The sequence below is a fragment of the Desulfurispirillum alkaliphilum genome (genome assembly GCF_055378285.1).
Genome location: NZ_AP042405.1, coordinates 2,521,806 through 2,542,895 on the forward strand (window position 1 = coordinate 2,521,806; position 21,090 = coordinate 2,542,895).

Sequence of the window (21,090 nt, forward strand, 5' to 3'; positions counted from 1 at the left end):
ATACGAAAATGTCCTCCCCACTGCATTCAGGGGAGGACCTTACTCAATCATCATGACCTCATGCGGGCATGTTCCCGAGTATATCAGGGAATCACCACAGGGCGTCACTTTCCACCTGCACTGGCGTGTGGTGGTCGTCGGTGTTCCCCAGGCCGAGCTGGCCAAAATAATTCCTCCCCCAGGCCCAGAGGGTGCCATCGGACTTGATACCCAGAGTATAATGGTAGCCAGCGCTCACCGCCTGCCAATCACTCTCACTGCCCACCTGCACCGGCTGGTAGCGGTCGTCGGCGCCGCCCAGGCCAAGCTGACCATGCCAGTTATACCCCCAGGCCCAGAGGGTACCATCGGACTTGACGGCCAGGGTATGGTCAGTGCCCGCGCTCACCGATTCCCATGCAGATGTGCTGAAAACCGGCACCGGTGCATTGCGGTTCGTAGTGTCCCACAGGCCAAGCTGACCATAACGATTGTGTCCCCATGCCCAGAGGGTGCCATTAAACTTGATGGCCAGGGTATGGTCACGACCCGCGCTCACCGACTGCCAATCACTCTCACCGCCCACCTGCACTGGCGCGTGGCGCTCGACGATGTTCCCCAGGCCGAGCTGACCAAACCAATTATCCCCCCAGGCCCAGAGGGTACCATCGGTTTTGATGGCCAGAGTATGGTAGAAGCCAGCGCTCACCGATTGCCAATCACTCTCACTGCCCACCTGCACTGGCGCGTCTTGGTTGTCAGTGTTCCCCAGGCCGAGCTGACCATTATTCTCAAGTTTCGCACCCTTGAAAGAGCATGCTGACGACGCAGTCTTTGATTCTCTGCTGGAATGCAGCGATTTGTTCTACAAAGACAGCAGTGCTTGACTTCAATATCTCGCCGCAGAGCTCATAGACGAACTCAATGTACTGATCGAGATTAAAAAGCACACTGAGTGTTTGCAGCTCGCACTCGGTTTTCTCGAATAGGGTTCCTTTGTAGCGATAGTCTTCTTCTTGTCGCTGCATGATGGTGAACACGATGCTCCTGATCATGCTGATGGTTAAAAAGCAGATATTTGACTCAAAGTTGCGGCACTGGCTTTTGCCAAAGTCCCAGGTGTGCTTGAGCTCCTTAAAAAGCGTTTCTATGGACCAGCGATTGGCATAGGTATCTATAACTTCCTGCTCGCTGTGGTGGGTCAGGGTGCTCAGCAGGATAATAGGCTTGTAGTGGCTGCGCTTGTCTACAGGACGGCAGAACACCAGCTTTACCGGAGTATTGCCGAAGTCTGCTCTTATGGAGCGAACTTCCACCTCCACATTGCGCACGGTGATGACTTTTGCGCGCAGGCTGGGAACAACCGTATTCCAAAGCTGCTGTGTTGCGTAAGGTTTCCCTTGGCAGGTCACCATGATCGTCCTTGTCGCTTTGAGCTGAGCGCAGACGTTGTAGCCGATCTCGTGGTAAATCTTGCCCACCAGTTTGGGATAGCAATACCAGCTGTCAAAGAGTACCGCATCGGCCTCAACTCCCTGGTTCCGGGCTCTTCTCAGCATTTCCAGCACCAGGTCGGTTTTCTTCATTCCCACTTCCATGCGACGTCTTGCTGCATACGAGCGCCCATCAAGATCAGCAGGTTCCAAATGCTCACTGACCCGGTTCGCTGAAGACTTGATGGCAAAGTCCATGGGGATAGTGGAAGTTCCATCGGTGTAGCTCAGGCACGGTATTTCGAAACCCATGGTTGAGCGCTTCTTGCTCTTGTCGAATATCCAGCTCAGGTACTCAATACGCTTGCCGGTCTTTTCCAGCTGGGAGTCGTCAATAGTCAGGTAGCGTCCACTATCCGGATAGTATTTACCCAGGATGCCAACAGCGCGCATGGCAACACACAAAAGCAGTTTGCGCCAGTGAATGCACTGGCGCTGTGCATAGCGGTAGGCAGTGTCCTTCTTCAGGCTGAATACGGAGCCCTGTGCTTTACGCACAAACCTGGCTATCGTGCTGGAGGTAAATACTGCCATAAACAGGGAGACAAAGACCTTCACCCCATCTTCGCCCTGCTGCTTGTTCATGCCACACTTCCTGGCCAAACGCTGAAAGTCCAGCATGCGCAAAACCCGTAATACTTCGAACTGTTCAAGAAGACGCGCTTGCAGTTTTTCATCACTCAGGGTAACTTTTGCCATTGATGACCTCCTGTGGCTTGGATACTCGTTTTGTGTTAACTCAAGTATACCAAATTGCGGGGGTCATCGCTAGTTAAATGCTAGCTTTTAAAGACCTTGCGCTAGAATCAAAGGATGCGAAACTTCAGATTATTGTTATACCCCCAGGCCCAGAGGGTACCATCGGCTTTGATGGCCAGAGTCTGCTCACGACCCGCGCTCACCGCCTGCCAATCACTCTCACTGCCCACCTGCACTGGCGCGTCTTGGTTGTCAGTGTTCCCCAGGCCGAGCTGACCATTATTGTTATACCCCCAGGCCCAGAGGGTACCATCGGACTTGACGGCCAGGGTATGGTCAGTGCCCGTGACCACCGATTGCCAATGGTTCTCACTGCCCACCTGCACTGGCTCGTGGCGGCTCATGCTGTCACCCAGGCCGAGCTGACCAGACCCGTTCCCCCCCCAGGCCCAGAGAGTACCGTCGGCTTTGATGGCCAGGGTGTGGTCAGTGCCTGCACTGATAATGGGAAACGATACGCAGGTAATGTCCACATCCATGACGGCCCCAGCTCCCATGACACCGCTGGCATTGGCCACGCTGCAGTGGTGCTGCGGCGGCTGGGCAGTCAGACTTACCGTATACGCATCGCCATAATCCACGGGCTCGGTAAAGATGTACGGCGAGCCGTTGGCGCTGTGATCGAGGGTGAGGTCATTGCCACCGTTCACCTGCAGGCTGATGGTTCTGCCCTCGGCCAATCCCGAGAGGGTGCCACCGAGAGCATAGCTGTTCGGACTGAATGTGAGCACTACCGTGCAGTCACCGGTGATGACGCCCGTCGTATAGGTGTCGCCTTCAAGGCTGCCATCGCAGCCACTTGCCGCAGAGACATGGTGACCCTCAGGCGGTATCACCGTGAAGTTCGTGGTGGCGCCATGCTCCACAGCTTCGAAATTCAGTGGGCCATCATAATTTCCCCAGGTAACAGTGTACACATTGATGGTGTACTGGGCTGTGATAGTGGTATCAGCAGTGATATTGCTGAAATCGGAAGGGCTCCAGCCAGTAAAAGAATAGCCTGGGCGCTCCGGGTCTGCTGGAGGAACAGCGGCACCACCATGTTCCACATCTTCGGTTTGCAATACGATCCCATCGTGGTCGAGAAACATGACGACATAGATGTTGGTTGTGCCCGATCCTCCACTTGAGCTGCCACAGCCGGATAAGAAAACGAGCGCAAGACACACTATCACCAGTGTGGCAAACGCCCGCATGAAGACTTGACGAACGGTCAACGGCATAAGAACCTCCCTGCAGTACTGTTCCGCAACCGTACCATCTGGGGTAACCACTGACAACAAAAGACTTAAAAACCAAGAAAACTAACCGAAAACGCTATATACCGGCAACAACAACATTTACCAATCAGCCCATGCAACAGATGGCACCGAACCTTCGTTGCTCAGGAAGAGTACAGCAGAGGAGCAGTATCCGCAGCGCAGAGGAACTGAGCTGCGGGTGCTGTGGAGCTTCCCCCCAGCCGGCAGTTACTGCAGCAATACCTCCTGAGGTTCGTCGAAATAAGCGGTGCGCCTGCCGAGCTGGCCTCGTCCGTTATTGCCCCAGGCCCAGAGGGTGCCATCGCTCCTGATGGCAAGGGTATGGTCAGAGCCAGCACTCACCGTCTGCCAATTGCTATCACTGCCCACCTGCGCCGGCGCGTCTTGGTCGTCAGTGTTCCCCAGGCCAAGTTGGCCAGACCCGTTATTCCCCCAGGCCCAGAGAGTGCCGTCGCTCCTGATGGCCAGGGTATGGCCAGAGCCCGCGCCCACCGCCTGCCAATTGCTCTCACCGCCCACCTGTACTGGCTCGTGGTGGCTCGTGGTGTCGCCCAGGCCGAGCTGACCAGACCAGTTATACCCCCAGGCCCAGAGGGTGCCGTCGGCTTTGATGGCCAGGGTATGGTTGCCACCCGCATTCACCGACTGCCATTCACTCTCACTGCCCACCTTCGTCGGTGCCTGGCGGTTCGTGGTGTCACCCAGGCCAAGCTGGCCATTATGATTCCACCCCCAGGCCCAGAGGGTGCCATCGCTCCTGATGGCCAGGGTGTGGTTGTTGCCCGCGCTCACTGACTGCCAATCACTCTCACTGCCCACCTGCACTGGCGCGTGGCGGTGGGCGGTGTCGCCCAGGCCAAGTTGGCCAGACCCGTTATTCCCCCAGGCCCAGAGAGTGCCGTCGCTCCTGATGGCCAGAGTATGGTAGAAGCCAGCGCTCACCGATTGCCAATCACTCTCACTGCCCACCGGCTCCGGCTGGTGGTGGTCGTCGGTGTCACCCAGGCCGAGCTGACCATCCCAGTTCCACCCCCAGGCCCAGAGGGTACCATCGGACTTGACGGCCAGGGTATGGTCAGTACCCGTGACCACCGATTGCCAATCACTCTCACTGCCCACCGGCTCCGGCTGGTGGTGGTCGTCGGTGTCACCCAGGCCGAGCTGACCATCCCCGTTCCTCCCCCAGGCCCAGAGGGTGTCGTCGGCTTTGATGGCCAGGGTATGGTTGCCACCCGCGCTCACCGATTGCCAGGTTCCTGCCACCGTCTGTTCTGGAACGGGAATATCCCCAAAAAGCCCCAAGCCCAGTTGACCATTCATAATAGAACCCCAGGCCCAGAGGGTGCCGTCGCTCCTGATGGCCAGGGTGTGGTTGCCACCCGCGCTCACCGACACCCAAGTGCTATAACTGTCCACTTGCACTGGCTCGTCTTGGTCGTCAGTGTTCCCCAGGCCAAGTTGGCCAGACCCGTTATTCCCCCAGGCCCAGAGAGTGCCGTCGCTCCTGATGGCCAGGGTATGGCCAGAGCCCGCGCCCACCGCCTGCCAATTGCTCTCACCGCCCACCTGTACTGGCTCGTGGTGGCTCGTGGTGTCGCCCAGGCCGAGCTGACCAAACAAGTTATACCCCCAGGCCCAGAGGGTGCCGTCGGCTTTGATGGCCAGGGTATGGTTGCCACCCGCATTCACCGACTGCCATTCACTCTCACTGCCCACCTTCGTCGGTGCGTCGTGGTCTTCGGTGTTCCCCAGGCCGAGCTGACCATTATTATTCCTCCCCCAAGCCCAGAGGGTGCCATCGCTCCTGATGGCCAGGGTGTGGTTGTTGCCCGCGACCACCGCCTGCCAATCACTCTCACTGCCCACCTGCACTGGCGCGTCGTGGTCGTCGGTGTCGCCCAGGCCAAGCTGACCATTATTACTCCTCCCCCAGGCCCAGAGGGTGCCGTCAGTCCTGATGGCCAGGGTGTGGTTGGAACCCGCGCTCACCGATTGCCAATCACTCTCACTGCCCACCTGCACTGGCGCGTCTTGGTTGTCAGTGTTCCCCAGGCCGAGCTGGCCATTATGATTCCACCCCCAGGCCCAGAGGGTGCCGTCGGCTTTGATGGCCAGGGTGTGGCCAAAGCCCGCGACCACCGATTGCCAATCACTCTCACTGCCCACCTGCGTCGGCGCGTCGTGGTCTTCGGTGTCACCCAGGCCGAGCTGACCATCCCCGTTCCTCCCCCAGGCCCAGAGGGTGCCATCGGCTTTGATGGCCAGGGTGTGGTCAGTGCCTGCACTGATAATGGGAAACGATACGCAGGTGATATCCACATCCATGACGGCCCCAGCTCCCATGACACCGCTGGCATTGGCCACGCTGCAGTGGTGCTGCGGCGGCTGGGCAGTCAGACTTACCGTATACGCATCGCCATAATCCACGGGCTCGGTAAAGATGTACGGCGAGCCGTTGGCGCTGTGATCGAGGGTGAGGTCATTGCCACCGTTCACCTGCAGGCTGATGGTTCTGCCCTCGGCCAATCCCGAGAGGGTGCCACCGAGAGCATAGCTGTTCGGACTGAATGTGAGCACTATCGTGCAGTCACCGGTGATGACGCCCGTCGTATAGGTGTCGCCTTCAAGACTGCCATCGCAGCCACTTGCCGCAGAGACATGGTGACCCTCAGGCGGCATCACCGGGAAGTTCGTGGTGGCGCCATGCTCCACAGCTTCGAAATTCAGTGAGCCATCATAATTTTCCCAGGTAACAGTGTACACATTGATGGCGTACTGGGCAGTGATAGTGGTGTCAGCAGTGATATTGCTGAAATCGGAAGGGCTCCAGCCAGTAAAAGAATAGCCTGGGCGCTCCGGGTCTGCTGGAGGAACAGCGGCACCACCATGTTCCACATCTTCGGTTTGCAATACGATCCCATCGTGGTCGAGAAACATGACAACATAGATGTTGGTTGTGCCCGATCCTCCACTTGAGCTGCCACAGCCGGATAAGAAAACGAGCGCAAGACACACTATCACCAGTGCGGCAAACGCCCGCATGAAGACTTGACGAACGGTCAACGGCATAAGAACCTCCCTGCAGTACTGTTCCGCAACCGTACCATCTGGGGTAACCACTGACAACAAAAGACTTAAAAACCAAGAAAACTAACCGAAAACGCTATACCATGGCAGCAAAGGCACTTACTGGCAAGCCCATGCAACAGATGGCACCGAACCTTCACAATTCAGATAACCTGTTCTTTCTCAAGCGCATCGCCATTTTCCGGGCATTCAGTCATCGCGATTTTCCCGCAGCAGGTCCACCGGGCTCTGCTGGACGACGGAGCGCGAGGCCCAGAGCCCGGCACAGCCCACCAGGATCATAGCTCCCAAGGGCAATGTGCCCCAGAGCAGCCATTGGGCGTCCAGCGGCAGGTCAAAGACCTGTCGGTAGAGAATCCAGGCCAGTCCATGGGTAATCAGGGTCGCCAGGATTCCCGAGAGCAGCCCCAGAAAGGTGAATTCCGCCAGGGTATTGGAACGCAGAAACGCTGTGGACGCGCCAAAGGTGCGTAACAGTGAGCTTTCGTGCAGCCGCAGACCAATGGTACTCTGTACGATGGTAAAGAGGAGCACGAAGCCGGAGATCAGCACAAACAGCAGGACGTATTCCACGCTGCGGCTGACCTGACTGATGATGCCCTGCACCTGGCCCAGGATGCGATCCACTTCCAGGACGGTCACGGAGGGGAACTGCTGCACCAATTGCCGGATAAAGCCTTTCTGCTCCGGCGGCAGGTAAAAGCTGGTCATGGAGGTGGCCCACTGCTCCGGCAACTGCCCCGGCGCGAATATCACATAGAAGTTCGGCTGAAAGGAGTTCCAGTCCACCTGCCGCACACTGGTTACCCTGGCCGCGCGGCTCTGGCCCGCAAAGGAGAAAGTCAGTTCATCGCCTTGCTGCAGGCCAAGGCGTCTGGCCATTCCCTGTTCGATGGAGATAACCGCTTCGCCTTCCGCGCGGTGGTCTTCCCACCACTGCCCCTCCACCAGCACATTGTGGCGGGGCACTTCTGCGCTCCAGGTGATATTGAGTTCGCGGTGCAGGATGTTGTCGTCCCGCGCGCTCTCGGGCACCACCTCCAGGGCGGAGCGCCCGTTTATGTGGGTCAGTCGGCCCCGCACCATGGGATAGAGTGAGGCGCGTCTGATGTCGTGTTCGTCCATGAAGGCCGCCACACGGGCAGCGTCGTGGGGCTGAATATTGATGGCGAAGTGATTGGGGGCATCGGGAGGAACCTGCTGCTGCCAGGAGCGCAGCAGATCGGTGCGCAAGAGCACCACGATCGCGATGGCGCACAGTCCGGCAGAGAAAGCCACCATCTGGAGCAGGGCAGTTCCGCGACGGCGCAGCAGGCCCTGGATTCCCATGCGCAGGGAAAAGGGCAGCCAGGGCAGCACCGTGCCCACTGTCCGCAGCAGGGTCCAGGCAATGAGCGCCGAAAGCAGCATAAAGGCGAGCAGGCCACCGACAAATATCCCGGCCAGCCGGAAGTCTTCGGCGAAGTACCCCACAAAGAGCAGCACGCTGCCGAGGGCTGCGGCAAAGACCAGCCAGGCGGCGGGCGGCAGAGGGGAGAGGTCGCTTTGCAGCAGGCGCAGGGCGCTGACCCGCTGCAACTGCAGCAGTGGTGGCAGGGCAAATCCCAGCAGCAGAACCACGCCGGCCCCATAGCCAAGCAGCGCCGGTGCCATTCCCGCCGGAGGGATAAAGGGGGGCAGCAGTTCCCGCAAGGCCATGATCAGCAGCTCACAGAAGAGCAGCCCCAACAGGGAACCCAGGGTACTGGCCAGTACCCCTGCCATGAGCACCTGGGACGTGTAGAGTGCCCCCAGGGTTTTGCCGGAGGCTCCCAGGCAGCGCAGCAGCGCGCTGGTGTGGAAGTGGCGGCGGGCATAGAGGCGTGCGGCCATGGAGATGGAAACGCCGGAAAGCACCACGGTGGCAATGGTCGCCAGCCCCAGAAACTGCCCGGCCCGCTCCAGAGCTGAGGCCACGGCGGGCTGATCCTCACTGACACTGATAATCCGGTAGTGGGCACCCAGTTGAGGCTGCAACCACTGTTGAAAATCCGCGATGTCATCACCGGCTCCCGAAAAGAGGGTGCGCCAGGTGACGCGGCTGCCGGGAACCACCAGGCCGGTAGCGGCAATGTCATCAAGGTGCACCATCAGGCGAGGGTTCATGGAAAAGAGGCCGCTGACGGTGCGGTCGGGTTCCTGGTCAAGAATACGGCTGACCGGCAGCAGGCTGCTGCCCACTTCGATTTCGGCGCCGATACCGACACCCAGCTCCTCCAGCAGTCGCGCCTCTGCCCATATCTCACCGGGTTGTGGCCCCTGCTGTACGTCCACCATGGGTTCCTGTTCCGCAAGGCGTACGCCAAGGCTGCCCCGGTGGGGGTAGCCTTCACTCACCGCCTTGATGGCGGAAAGAACCAGCGCATCGCCGTGGGCCACCATGGAGGTGAACTCCAGCAGAACACTGACGCGCAGATCCATGGAGGCTGCTGTGGCAAGCCACTGCTCATCGACGGGCTGAGAGCCGGAAACCACCAGGTCGGCACCAATGAGATCCTGGGCCTGATGGTGCATGGCCAGGTTGAGGCGCTGGGTAAAATAGGCGACGGTGGTGGTGGCTCCCACGGCTACGGTCACCGCCAGAAAGAGCGCCGGCAGCCCACCGCCACGCCAGTCGCGGCGGAAAAACTTCAGAAACAGGCGCAGCAGAGTGACCGGGCGGTTCATGACCGCTCCCGCAGGCGCAGATGACCGTTTTCCATGGTGTAGACATCCTGACAGCGTCCTGCCAGCTGCATATCGTGGGTCACCAGCACCAGGGTCGTGCCGCGCTCGCGGTTCATGGTGAAGAGCAGATCAGCGATTCTGGCGCTGTTATGCATGTCCAGGTTCCCCGTGGGTTCATCGGCGAAGAGAATGTCGGGGCTGGTGGCAAAGGCCCGCGCTATGGCGACCCGCTGCTGTTCTCCGCCGGAGAGGTGCTTGGGCAGGTGTTTAACGCGATGTTCCAGCCCCACCCGCTGCAGCAGCCCGGTGGCAATGCCGTGGGCGTCGCGCTCGCCAGCCAGTTCCAGGGGCAGCATGACGTTCTCCAGGGCGCTCAGATGGGGGAGCAGGTGAAAGGATTGAAACACAAAACCCACCCGCTGCTGGCGCACTGCGGCGCGGCCATCCTCGTCAAGGTCGCTGATGCGCTGCCCGTCGAGACAGATGGAGCCCGAAGAGGGAGTGTCCAGCCCGGCCAGCAGGCTCAGCAGGGTGGTCTTGCCGGAGCCGGAAACACCGGTGATGGCCACTGTCCGGCCCTTCTTGATTTCAAGGCTGACTGACGTTAGGATGGTCAGCTCACCATCGGAAGTGGGTACGGTTTTCTGCAGTTCGTGAACCTGAAGAATGGTCTCTGAAGAAAAGGAGTCTGACATATGCGTTGTATCCTTCTGACAGCTTTGATGGTGATGGGAATCCTGTTTGCCGTGGCGTCAGCCCAGCCGACACCGAAAATCCTCATCGTGGGTGACAGTATCGCGGCGGGCTACGGCGTCGCCGAATCGGAAGCCTGGGTTAACTTACTACAGGAACGGTTGCGCGAACAAGGATTCCCCCACCAAATCATCAATGCCGCCATCAGCGGTGATACCAGCGCTTCTGGCGCCAGCCGCATTGACGACCTGCTGCAGCGCCACCAGCCCCAGGTCGTGGTGATTGAACTGGGGGGCAACGATGGCCTGCGCGGCATGCCCCTGGACCATATCCGCCAGAATCTCGTCACCATGATTGAGCGCTCGCGGAATGCAGGTGCCCGCGTGGTGCTGGTGGGCATGCAGATTCCACCCAACTACGGCCCCCGCTATGCCGATGCCTTCGCCCGGCTCTTTCCTGATCTGGCTGCTGAGTATGATACCGCCCTGGTGGAACGTTTTCTGGAAGAGGTGGGGCAGAATCCCGCCCTGATGCAGTCCGACGGCATCCATCCCGCTACGGCTGCGCAGCCGCTCCTGATGGAGAGGATCTGGCCCGTCCTGCGGTCCCAGCTGCCCTGAAGGCAGGCCCATGGCACCGAATCGCCCTTTCTTGCAGTTCAACAGGGAAATCGGTATACTCGGCGTTTATCTGCTTTGAACATCTTCCCCCAGGAGTGTTTCTTGGATACGAACACCATAGCGCAAGAGCTTCGCGACATCATCCAGGGTGATGTATATTTTGATCTGCCTACCCGTTACCTCTTCTCCACCGACGCCTCTATCTACCAGGTTCTGCCCCTCGGGGCCGTTTCCCCCAAAGACGAGGTTGATGTCCAGAAAATTCTGGCCTTTGCCAGCCAGCGCGGCATCCAGGTACACGCCCGCGGCGCGGGCAGCGCCATTGGCGGCCAGGCACTGGGGCAGGGTATCGTGGTGGACTTCACCAAATACCGTCATAAAATTCACGAGATCAACCGCGAAGGCCAGTATGTCTGGACTGACCCCGGAGTGCGCTACGCCGACCTCAACCGGGCTGCCAAGCCCTATGGTCTGTTCTTCCCCCCCGATCCCTCCAGCGGCAACTACTGCACCGTCGGCGGCATGACCGCCAACAACACCAGCGGCGCCCATTCGGTAAAATACGGCATCACAGGCGAATATATCGAGGAGCTGCAGGTCGTGCTCTCCAATGGCGAGAAGATCCACGTCAAGCCTTACGAGGTCGACTCACCACAGTTCCAGGCCATTCTCAGCCGCGACACCATGGAGTCCGCCGTCTACCGGAATATCATGGCCTGCATTGACGAGAACCGCACCCAGATCGCTTCCGGCTACCCGGATATCCGGTACAACGTCAGTGGCTACAACTTGCGTGGCGTCTACGAAAACGGCCTGATCAACCTGGTGCCGCTCTTTGTGGGCAGCGAAGGCACCCTGGGGCTGATTACCCGCATCAAAATCCGCCTGCTGCCCATTCCCCGCCACGAAGTCCTGGGCATGGCCATGTTCAAGGATATCGAAAGCAGTGGCCGCGCCACCATCATTGCCGTCGACCACGGCGCCGCAGCGGTGGAACTTATGGATAACTCCCTGGTCAGCAAGGCCCGGGAAGTGGATGAGGCCCTGGACAAGTCCCTGCCCAAAGAGCTGGACAATGTCCTGATGATTGAATTTGACGGCGACGATCTGGCAGAGTGCACCGCTTCCCTGGAAAAGGTACGCGCCGCCATCTGCGACGAACAGCCCCTGGCCTTTGAGTTCATCAGCGCCACCACCACGGCCGACAAGGAGAAGCTGTGGGGTATCCGCAAGGCTGCCGTTCCCCTGGCCAACAAGATCAAGGGCGACGCCAAGGCCATCGGCTTTGTGGAAGACGCCGCTGTGCCCCTGGAGCATCTTGTGGAGTACTACGAGGAGGTCTACGCCTGCTCGCGCCGCCACAAGGTCACCTTCAATGTCTACGGCCACGCGGGCAAAGGCCTGCTGCACGTGCGTCCGATCCTCAGCATGAAAAACCCCGACGATATCGAGAAGTTCCGCAAGATTTCCCGGGAGCTCTTCGAGGTGGTTGAACGCCTCAAGGGCACGCCCTGCGGCGAGCACGGCGACGGCAGGGTACGCAGCAAGTATATTCAGTGCGTCTATCCAGATCTCTTCCCCGTCTTCCTCAGGGTCAAAGGGATATTCGACCCCAAGGGCCTGCTGAACCCCGATGTCAAGACCAACGCATCAGAAAGCGCTGACACGGAAAACCTGCGTTACGGCGCTGACTACCGGGTTGTGGTCGATACCCGCAGGACCATTTTCCACTGGGGCCAGGGGAACCAGGAGTACCAGGAGCAGATTGAGATGTGCCACGGCTGCTCCACCTGCACCACGGTCAGCAAGGTGGTGAACATGTGCCCCGTCTACAAGGTGACCCGCGACGAGAAGGCGGCGCCCAAGGCCAAGGCCAACATTCTGCGTCACCTGATCCAGGGGAATCTGGACACCCGCAAGTTCCCCTACAGCCCGGAATTCAAGGAGATTCTCGATCAGTGCATCTCCTGCCAGAGCTGCCATCTGGAGTGCGTTTCCAATGTGGACATTCCCAAGCTGGTACTGGAAGCCAAGGCGCGCTACGTCCTGCGCAACGGCCAGACCTTCCAGAACCGGGTAGTCACCCAGGTGGAACGCATCGCGCGCCTGAACTCAGCCATGGCGCCCTTTGTCAACCCGGTCATGCGCACTTCCCTGGTGCGCAAGATCATGGAAAAGACGGTGGGCATCAGCAGCAAACGCGAACCCATGCGCTTTCACCAGGAGACGGCGGTGGACTACGCCTCACGTCGCCAGAAGCTGAAGAACCCCGACCGCAAGGTCGTCTACTTCACCGGCTGCGCCGCCAACTACATGCAGACTGATGTGGCGAAATCCCTTATCAACGTGCTGGAGCACCACAACATTCAGGTCGAGGTACCGGAGCAGCACTGCTGCGGACTGCCGAAACTCTCCAACGGCCACGTCAAGGAAGCCCGCTATGATGTCATCTCCAACGCGGGTCTTTTCTCCTACTATGTCAAAAAGGGCTACGACATCATCACCGGCTGCACCTCCTGCGCCCTGAGCCTGAAGGAGGAGTGGCTCTTTACGGTGGATAACGACGACACGCACCTGGTCTCCCGCAATACCTACCACCTGGGCGAATACCTGCTGATGCTGCAGAAGGACGGCAAGCTGCGCCAGGATTTCAATTTCACCATGCCTGAGCGCGTCAATGAGTACGCCTACCACAGCCCCTGCCACCTGCGCGTGCAGTCCGGTGCCAACGCCACCCTCAAGGTGCTGCAGCAGGTTCCGGGACTGAACATCAAGGCGTCCCAGGCCGGTTGCTGCGGAATGAGCGGCAGCTGGGGCATGAAGAAGCAGAACTATGATCTCTCCATTGCCATCGGCGAAGATCTGGGGAAAGTCATGTCCCAGGAGGGCGTAGACGGTGTCACGGACTGCCCCACCTGCCGCATGCAGATACAGCATCTGGCAAAGGGCAAGGACGGCCTGCATCCGGCGATTCTGCTGGCCCGCGCCTACGGGCTCAAGGTCTGAATGGTGCGCTGTCAGTACCTCTTCGGTCCCGTCCGCTCACGGCGTCTGGGCATGAGCCTGGGCATCGACCTGCTGCCCCACAAGACCTGCAGCGAGGACTGTATTTACTGCGAATGCGGTGCCACCACGCGCCTGACCACCACCCGCCAGGAGTTTGTCCCCATGGAGGCGGTGCTGCATGAGCTGCGTCACCTGCTTGCAACCAAACCGCAGCTCGATGTCATCACCTTTGCCGGTTCCGGCGAACCTCTGCTCTTCCGTCGCTTCGGCGAGCTGGTGGCCGCTATCAAAGCTGAGTTCCCCCAATACCGCCTGTGCCTGCTCACCAACGGCACTCCCCTGACTGATCGCGCCCTCTGGCAGGAGTGCCAGCAGCTGGACATCGTCGTCCCCTCCCTGGATGCCGCCACCCAGGAGATTTTCACCCGCATCAACCGGCCCCATCACACCATTGACGTACAAGAGGTTATCACCGCCCTCAGCGATTTCTCGCGCGAATTCTGCGGGGAAATCTGGCTGGAGATCCTCATCCTGCCCGGCATCAACGACGAACCCGCCCACCTGGAGGCCCTGGCAGCAGCCTGCCGCTCCATAGACCACACCAGAATCCAACTGGGCACCATGGATCGTCCCGGGACACAGTCCGGCCTTGTCAAGGCGTCGGCGGAGTACCTGCACTCCCTGGCAGCGCGCTTCTTTCCCGGCGCCGATGTGGTCACCCGCCCGGATACACCTGCCCCCGGCACTCCTCCTGCACCTCAGGCAGAGGAAGATATCGCGGCCGCCATCTGCCGCGTCCTGCAGGTGCGCCCCAGCACCGCCCAAGACCTGTACACCACCATCAGCTCCGGTAACACCACGGCCATTGACAAAGCCCTCAGTGAGCTGCTGGAGAAAAAACTCATCACCCGGGATGAAGATTTCTATCGCTGGTGCCGATAAGAGCTACAGCAGACGTCCATGGATGGACGACCGATTTTTCTTCAAGGTGGTGCTTCATGGAAGAAGTACGATGGAAATACCGGCTCCTGACATGGGGAGCGCTGGCGCTGATGGCCCTGGCGGGCTGTGGCGTCACGGAAACCGACACACCGTCGGGCAGCTCCGGCAAGATCAGCGCGGCGGCCAACCACAGCCATGTGGGTTCTGCCATAGCCGGCGCCAGCGGGCAACGCATTGATATCCGCAACACCGCTGATATCCGGACTGACGGTGGCTGGACATCCACGGGGCACGCGCGCATTGACGCCACCCGCCATTACGAGTACAGCCTGACCATAGACGACGGAAAGATCTATGGAGTGGCCGTCTACCATGAGAATGCCCTGCGCCACCCCTACAACCATATCATTTTCCATGGGAATCCCGACCGTGATGTGGTGGTGTGCGTGGCGGGCACCAACAACCCTCTGTGTGGCGGGGGTGCCAAATGAAGAAGAACAGGCTGCTCCTCCTGGCTCTGCTGCTGCTCTGCGTGCTGAGCGCCGGATTTATTGTCGTTGATTACTACAATATCGTCGAATACACCTCGGAAGACAGCTTCGTCATACAGTCCGTCTACTTCACTGCAGGCGAAGTGGATGACGCCCGCAAGCTGCAGGAACAGGGACTGCTGCAGATCGACGGTTACCGTTTCGCCGACACCTCCCGTCAGACCAGGGTCAAACCGACCTACACCTGGAACCCCCAGGAAAACCTTTTTGTCCTGAGCCACCTGCAGGTCATGGAGGCTCCCTCGAACGTCCATGAGATGTGGAGGGGCGATCCACGCTTTGAAATCGCCCTGGAGAACACCTTCGAGATGACCACCAGGACCGCCGACTCCCTGTATTTCGCCAGTGTGGAAAAGGAGCGCATCGACACGCCGGAGAACTATCCGATCTTCTACCCCAACCCCATCTACCGCTACGAGCACGGGTTCATGAAGATTACCATCGGCTTCCAGACCCACGACCGCATTATGGGCTCGGTCAAAAGCTCCTTCGAGGATCAGTACGCCAGTCGCAATATTTCAGCCACTTTCGGCACTCCCAACGTCGAGTACATCGGCCACCCCGACAAGTACGCTATGCTGGAGATGTGGGGCCGGGAAAATGTCTTTGACCCCCAGAGCGGGCTGGTTTACCACGACGACTACCGTCGCACGGCCCTGATCTACCCCAAGGCCGCCCATTCTAATAAACACAAGCGCTACACCTACTTCGTCATCGATTTCTACGGCCAGAATGAGTACCCGCTGGTGGGCAATTCGGAGCTGGCGGCCATTGCCGATATCGTTATCTCGACCTTTACACCGACCGTGGAGGAGTAGCCATGATCCGCGTCGCCACACCACTGCTGCTGTGTCTGCTGCTCTTCAGCAACGCCTTCAGCCTGCAGCTGAACTATCCCAGTCACCATACGATTTTCGCCTTTACCAGCGGCCTGATCGCCATTAACAGCATCGGCATCGAACTGGCGGATCTGACCATTGAAGCCGACGAACCCGAAGCGGTTCCGGGAGGCTATGAGCGAACCGTCACCCTCTTTTTTGAATTCGAGGGTGTCACCTATGAAATTCTGAGTTACCGCGAAGACCTGCCCGTCAATGTCAACCCGCAAACCGGCGCCATCACCCTGATCGAGCCCCTGCCACAACCCGACCCGAACGACTATGTCACCTTTCCCATCAGGAATACCGCCGATGGCAAAAGCTTCAATATCCTGCTGCGTCGCCAGGCCGACAGCCTGAACCTGGAGATCATTGAAATGGCCCTGGAGCCATACAAGGATCCCGATGCCTTCCGGCCCACCTCGCCACCGGTGACACCCCCCTTCTGGTATGATGATCAGAGTCCTTTTGAACAGGTACGCGATATCAACACTCCCCAGCTCTTTCACTTCCGAAATGGCGAGGATCATGTCATCATCCGCTTCAGCCGCTACCGCATTCACCGCACCGACCCTGTTGTCGGCGGGAACTTCGCCTCGGTACGCCAGGTGGTCACCGAACGCTACCGCGGCATCAGCGATGGCTTCAATGATCCCCAGGAGTTCACGCGCCCCGTCTCCGAAGCGTGTCTCAACCGCAAGAATCCCCTGGAAATCTACACCTATTACGCCGTCAAGGAGAACGGAAGCCGCGTGCGCACCGACCTGATGTGGATTCCCTACAATCTCAAGTACGGCACCGGCTTCTACCTGGAGGCCACCGCCGAGGGCCCCGGCGTCACCATGTACAGTACTCCCTCGGAAGCGGACAGCTTTCTGCGCAGCATCAGCCCGCGCTGCCGCTACTTCGGCCCCGGCGAGTAACACCGCTCCAGAGCACCCGGACTTCGCGACAAGTCCGGGTGATTTCGTATTCCCCACCACTCCCCTTACATGGTATAGTGTCGCCAATTGAATTGGGGAGGATGCATGAACGCACATTCCGTCGACGAGCAGATTGCGCTGATCAAGCGTGGTTGCGTCGAGCTCATTGAAGAAGAAGAACTCAGAAAAAAACTTTCCCGGGGCAAACCCCTGATTATCAAGGCCGGTTTCGACCCTACCGCGCCGGACCTGCATCTCGGCCATACGGTTCTGATGCAGAAGCTGCGCCACTTCCAGCTTCTGGGCCACGAAATACACTTTCTCATCGGCGACTTCACCGCCATGATCGGCGACCCCTCCGGAAAAAGTGAAACCCGCAGGATGCTGACCCGCGAGGATGTCCTGGCCAACGCGGAAACCTACAAGGCCCAGGTCTTCAAAATTCTCGACCCCGAAAAGACCCGCGTGGTCTTCAACTCCCACTGGCTCTATGAGTTGGATATCCGCGCCATGATGGAACTGGCCGCCAAGACCACCGTCGCGCGCATGCTGGAGCGCGATGACTTCCAGAACCGCTACCGCAGCGGTGGGGAGATCAGCCTGGTGGAATTCTTCTACCCCCTCTTCCAGGGATACGACTCCGTCGCCATGAAAGCCGATGTGGAGCTGGGTGGCACCGACCAGAAGTTCAACCTGCTCATGGGCAGAACGCTGCAGCGTCGCTACGGTCAGGAAGAGCAGATCGTCATCACCATGCCGATCCTCGAAGGGACCGACGGTGTCAACAAGATGTCCAAATCCCTGGGCAACTACATCGGAGTCACGGAGCCGGCCAACGAAATGTTCGGCAAGGTGATGTCCATTTCCGACGATCTGATGTTCCGCTACTTCGAGCTGCTCAGCGATCGCAGCCTGGCGGACATTGAAGCGCTGCGACAGGGTATTGCCAGCGGTTCCCTCCACCCCAAAGAGGTCAAAGTCACCCTTGGTCGCGAAATCGTCGACCGCTTCCACGGCGCAGGTGCCGGCGAAGAGGCGGCGCGCCACTTCGAGCAGGTATTTGCCAGGGGAGAAAATCCCGAGGAGATGCCGGTGTTTGAGGTGTCCCTCGGCGCCACTGCCGACAAGCGGATCAGTACTCTTATCGCCTCTGTGGGCTTTGCCAAAAGCAATGGCGAGGCGCGGCGGCTGATGGAACAGGGGGGAGTTTCCCTTGACGGCAGCGCCATATGCGACTCCCACGCTGAATTTCAGGTTCCCGGCGAATGCGTGCTGAAAGTCGGCAAGCGTCGCTTTGCAAAAATCATTGTCAAACCCTAACAAGGACAGTGCCATGAAAATCATACGCAACGGGTGGCTGGTCAACCCTGCCACCGCCACCGATGAAGTCTGCGATATTCTCATCAACGGTGAAGGGCGCATTCAGGAAGTCGGCAAGAACCTGCAGCATGAAGGCGCGGATATCATTGATGCCAGCGGCAGGCACGTTTTCCCCGGACTGATCGATCTGCACGTGCACTTCCGCGATCCCGGCCAGGAGTGGAAAGAGGACGTGCACACAGGCAGTGACGCCGCGGCCAAGGGCGGCTTTACCACCGTCTGCTGCATGGCCAACACTACACCGGTCAACGACTCGAAAACGGTCACGGAATATATCGTCAACAAGGCCCGCGCCTACGGGAAGTGCGATGTGCTGCCCTTTGGCACCATCACCGGCGGCATGAAGGGTGAAACCATTTCGGCCATGGCGGAAATGATCGAAGCCGGCGCCATTGGCTTCAGCGATGATGGACGCAACGTCAACAACAGCGAAGTCATGCGCATTGCGCTGGAATACGCCTCCATGTTCGGCGCCATCATGGCCAGCCACTCCGAAGACCCCCATGTGGGCCATGGCGGCGTGGTGCACGAAGGCCGCTATTCTTCCCAGACCGGCCTCAAGGGCATTCCCGATATCACGGAATCCCTGATCGTGGCCCGCGATATCGAACTGGCCCGCTACACCGGCGCCCCGGTTCACTTCTGTCATGTCTCCGCCGGTCGCAGTATCGCGCTGATCCGCCAGGCCAAGGCCCAGGGTATTCCCGTAACGGCGGAGGTCACACCGCACCATCTCTTTCTGAACGACAGTGCCATCACGACCTTCGATACCAACTTCAAGATGAATCCGCCCCTGCGCTCGGAAGAGGACCGTCAGGCGTGCGTTGAAGGTCTGCTGGATGGAACCCTCGATATTATCGCCACCGATCATGCCCCCCATGCCATCACTGACAAGGAAAAGGATTTTGACCATGCCGCCTTTGGCGTCATCGGCCTTGAAACAGCCCTGCCCATCGTCCTGCGCCTCTACCAGCAGCAGAAGCTCAGCCTCAGCGCGCTGATTGAACGGCTGACCTGGAAGCCGGCGCAGATTCTGCGCCGGGACCACGAAATCGGCGATCTCTCCGCCGGCAAGTGGGCTGACCTTGTTATCGTTGACCTTGAGCGCTCCACAACTATCAGCACTGAGTATTTTGCATCAAAGTCCAAAAACTCTCCCTTCATCGGCCAAACGGTCAAGGGACTGCCGGTGGCGACCTACTTCAGGGGGAACTGTGTCTATTCTGTCTAGATGTATCTGTATATTTTTTCTGTCTTTCATCCTGGCTGCACCTTCATTGGCGCAGAGCACCGTCGAAGATCTGCAGGTTGCCCGCAAACTCCTTGAGGACGGCTTTGCCGCCGAAGCCCGCACCCTCCTGCGCGATTATGTGGAGGAGAACACCGAGGACTACTACGCGCTGCATATGCTGGGCATCTCCGAGTACCAGCAGGGCGACCACAAGGAAGCCCTGCGCTGGTTTCTCATTTCCGACTCCAAGGATCACGGCGGCAGCATCCGCGTCATCAACTACCAGTACATGGCCCAGTGCTATGAGATCCTCGGCGACCTCGTCAACGCGCTGCAGTTTTATCAGCGCTATATAGAATCCGCACCTGAAGATTTCGCCACCTGGCATACCATGGGCAGCATTGCCGTCGACCTGGGTGAGTACGTCGAGGCGCTGGAATACCTGCACAGGATCCCTGCCGACTACACTCTGCATGATCTGGTACTGCTGGATCTGGTCAAGGCCCACTACCACCTGGAAGATTACGACCAGGCCCTTGTGCGCGCCGATCGCCTCAGAACGGAAAAGCTCCACGAAGAGGACCGTATCACCTTTTTCTACTATCTCATCAACGCGGCCATCATCACCGAGGACTTTGAGTACGCCTTCGGCATCATTGAGGAACTGGAGCGCCTTAAAAGCGAACCTTCCCGCGAAGTCATGTCCCAGTACATCATGCTGGCCCTGAACACCGGCCATCAGGATGCCGGCCTGCGCAAGGGCCTGGAGTACTGTGAGCTCTTCGCGCCGGACACAATCACCTATCCACTGCTCTCCCAGTACCTGGAGGCCAATTTCCGCCAGGTTTCCCTGCAGTACTTCATGGATTTTGCCCGCCACTCCGAGGAATTTACCCGGCTCTACCTGCGTAAACTCTACGCTGAGAACAAATTTAAAACCTATATCAGCGAATATGAAAAACTCCAGCAGACCGATGCTTACCTGCACCTGCTCTACGTGCGCTCCCTGAAAAAAAGCGGCAGGACAAACGAAGCGCTGGAGGAGATATCCCGCGCTCTGGAACTCTACATGGAGCCCCAGGATCAGTATCCTTTCCACGCCATCGAGTATGCCATACGCCACCAGCGGGGCATGCCGGTACTGCATATCTCCCAGTTTATCTTTGAAAACTTCCCCTCCCCCGAGGCGTACTTCAACTATGTAACTGACCTCTACAACGCCCAGGAATTTGAGGAGCTGATCCGCGTCCTGGAAACCTATGGTTCGGAAGGCAAGGAGCGGCCATTTATCCTTTATATGGCGGGAAACAGTGCCATAGAGCTCGGGGAGTACGAGCGGGCAATCGCCTACTACCTCCAGGTGGGCAGCGGCAACCAAAGCCTGGAACTGAACACCATTCATCGCATAGCCTATGCCTATGACATGCTGGAGGACAACGCCAATGCCCTTGACTACTACCGTCAGGCACTGAAACTGGCGGGAGACAATCAGCGCATCAGGCGCAACATCGAACAACGCATAGCTGCCCTGGAGCTGCTGCAACAACCGTAATCCATGCGGTGATGCGAGGAATTCCCCC

The 21,090-nt window shown here is 58.9% G+C and carries 15 protein-coding genes; 9 read left to right on the forward strand and 6 right to left on the reverse strand.

Annotation, left to right across the window (positions count from 1 at the left end; all coding sequences use genetic code 11):
• Positions 1-91 precede the first annotated feature (91 nt).
• The 6 genes from ACZ46I_RS11360 to ACZ46I_RS11385 form a co-directional block, all read right to left on the reverse strand.
• Positions 92-835, reverse strand: coding sequence for an RCC1 domain-containing protein (locus ACZ46I_RS11360; RefSeq protein WP_464281855.1), 744 nt, complete (start codon positions 833-835; stop codon positions 92-94).
• The gene (locus tag ACZ46I_RS11365) at positions 771-2,171 is read right to left on the reverse strand and encodes an IS4 family transposase (protein ID WP_464280369.1); all 1,401 of its coding nucleotides are present in this window, start codon (positions 2,169-2,171) and stop codon (positions 771-773) included. The genes ACZ46I_RS11360 and ACZ46I_RS11365 overlap by 65 nt, the downstream gene beginning before the upstream one ends.
• 107 nt (positions 2,172-2,278) lie before the next feature.
• Complete coding sequence (locus ACZ46I_RS11370; RefSeq protein WP_464280856.1) at positions 2,279-3,454, reverse strand: InlB B-repeat-containing protein; 1,176 nt, start codon at positions 3,452-3,454, stop codon at positions 2,279-2,281.
• 246 nt (positions 3,455-3,700) lie between these two features.
• Positions 3,701-6,562, reverse strand: coding sequence for an RCC1 domain-containing protein (locus ACZ46I_RS11375; RefSeq protein WP_464280857.1), 2,862 nt, complete (start codon positions 6,560-6,562; stop codon positions 3,701-3,703).
• 207 nt (positions 6,563-6,769) lie between these two features.
• On the reverse strand, positions 6,770-9,286 hold the full coding sequence (locus ACZ46I_RS11380; RefSeq protein WP_464280858.1) for an ABC transporter permease: 2,517 nt from the start codon (positions 9,284-9,286) through the stop codon (positions 6,770-6,772).
• Positions 9,283-9,981 (reverse strand): ABC transporter ATP-binding protein, encoded by a 699-nt coding sequence (locus ACZ46I_RS11385; RefSeq protein WP_464280859.1) that lies wholly within the window; start codon positions 9,979-9,981, stop codon positions 9,283-9,285. Before ACZ46I_RS11385 ends, ACZ46I_RS11380 begins: the two co-directional genes overlap by 4 nt.
• Here ACZ46I_RS11385 and ACZ46I_RS11390 point away from each other — a divergent pair, their 5' ends adjacent.
• The 9 genes from ACZ46I_RS11390 to ACZ46I_RS11430 all read left to right on the forward strand — a co-directional run bounded on the left by ACZ46I_RS11390 (position 9,982) and on the right by ACZ46I_RS11430 (position 21,062).
• The gene (locus ACZ46I_RS11390) at positions 9,982-10,599 is read left to right on the forward strand and encodes an arylesterase (protein WP_464280860.1); all 618 of its coding nucleotides are present in this window, start codon (positions 9,982-9,984) and stop codon (positions 10,597-10,599) included. It abuts the gene before it with no gap.
• 102 nt (positions 10,600-10,701) lie between these two features.
• On the forward strand, positions 10,702-13,605 hold the full coding sequence (locus ACZ46I_RS11395) for an anaerobic glycerol-3-phosphate dehydrogenase subunit C (RefSeq protein ID WP_464280861.1): 2,904 nt from the start codon (positions 10,702-10,704) through the stop codon (positions 13,603-13,605).
• Entirely contained in the window at positions 13,606-14,547 is a 942-nt protein-coding gene (locus ACZ46I_RS11400) for a radical SAM protein (protein WP_464280862.1), read from the forward strand.
• 56 nt (positions 14,548-14,603) lie between these two features.
• Positions 14,604-15,038, forward strand: coding sequence for a hypothetical protein (locus tag ACZ46I_RS11405; protein WP_464280863.1), 435 nt, complete (start codon positions 14,604-14,606; stop codon positions 15,036-15,038).
• Entirely contained in the window at positions 15,035-15,916 is an 882-nt protein-coding gene (locus tag ACZ46I_RS11410; RefSeq protein ID WP_464280864.1) for a hypothetical protein, read from the forward strand. The genes ACZ46I_RS11405 and ACZ46I_RS11410 overlap by 4 nt, the downstream gene beginning before the upstream one ends.
• Before the next feature lie 2 nt (positions 15,917-15,918).
• Entirely contained in the window at positions 15,919-16,899 is a 981-nt protein-coding gene (locus ACZ46I_RS11415) for a hypothetical protein (protein ID WP_464280865.1), read from the forward strand.
• Positions 16,900-17,004: 105 nt separating this feature from the next.
• Positions 17,005-18,219, forward strand: coding sequence for a tyrosine--tRNA ligase (gene tyrS / locus ACZ46I_RS11420; RefSeq protein WP_464280866.1), 1,215 nt, complete (start codon positions 17,005-17,007; stop codon positions 18,217-18,219).
• Positions 18,220-18,232: 13 nt separating this feature from the next.
• Positions 18,233-19,510 carry a dihydroorotase gene (locus tag ACZ46I_RS11425; protein WP_464280867.1) on the forward strand — a complete coding sequence of 426 codons (1,278 nt, stop codon included), beginning with the start codon at positions 18,233-18,235 and terminating at the stop codon, positions 19,508-19,510.
• The gene (locus tag ACZ46I_RS11430) at positions 19,494-21,062 is read left to right on the forward strand and encodes a tetratricopeptide repeat protein (RefSeq protein ID WP_464280868.1); all 1,569 of its coding nucleotides are present in this window, start codon (positions 19,494-19,496) and stop codon (positions 21,060-21,062) included. Before ACZ46I_RS11425 ends, ACZ46I_RS11430 begins: the two co-directional genes overlap by 17 nt.
• Positions 21,063-21,090 lie beyond the last annotated feature (28 nt).

Bases quoted from the DNA above. Each gene is read 5' to 3' on its own strand.
- ACZ46I_RS11365 (WP_464280369.1), bottom strand. From the start codon at position 2,171: ATGGCAAAAGTTACCCTGAGTGATGAAAAACTGCAAGCGCGTCTTCTT.
- ACZ46I_RS11370 (WP_464280856.1), bottom strand. From the start codon at position 3,454: ATGCCGTTGACCGTTCGTCAAGTCTTCATGCGGGCGTTTGCCACACTG.
- ACZ46I_RS11375 (WP_464280857.1), bottom strand. From the start codon at position 6,562: ATGCCGTTGACCGTTCGTCAAGTCTTCATGCGGGCGTTTGCCGCACTG.
- ACZ46I_RS11380 (WP_464280858.1), bottom strand. From the start codon at position 9,286: ATGAACCGCCCGGTCACTCTGCTGCGCCTGTTTCTGAAGTTTTTCCGC.
- ACZ46I_RS11385 (WP_464280859.1), bottom strand. From the start codon at position 9,981: ATGTCAGACTCCTTTTCTTCAGAGACCATTCTTCAGGTTCACGAACTG.
- ACZ46I_RS11390 (WP_464280860.1), top strand. From the start codon at position 9,982: ATGCGTTGTATCCTTCTGACAGCTTTGATGGTGATGGGAATCCTGTTT.
- ACZ46I_RS11400 (WP_464280862.1), top strand. From the start codon at position 13,606: ATGGTGCGCTGTCAGTACCTCTTCGGTCCCGTCCGCTCACGGCGTCTG.
- ACZ46I_RS11405 (WP_464280863.1), top strand. From the start codon at position 14,604: ATGGAAGAAGTACGATGGAAATACCGGCTCCTGACATGGGGAGCGCTG.
- ACZ46I_RS11410 (WP_464280864.1), top strand. From the start codon at position 15,035: ATGAAGAAGAACAGGCTGCTCCTCCTGGCTCTGCTGCTGCTCTGCGTG.
- ACZ46I_RS11415 (WP_464280865.1), top strand. From the start codon at position 15,919: ATGATCCGCGTCGCCACACCACTGCTGCTGTGTCTGCTGCTCTTCAGC.
- tyrS (WP_464280866.1), top strand. From the start codon at position 17,005: ATGAACGCACATTCCGTCGACGAGCAGATTGCGCTGATCAAGCGTGGT.
- ACZ46I_RS11425 (WP_464280867.1), top strand. From the start codon at position 18,233: ATGAAAATCATACGCAACGGGTGGCTGGTCAACCCTGCCACCGCCACC.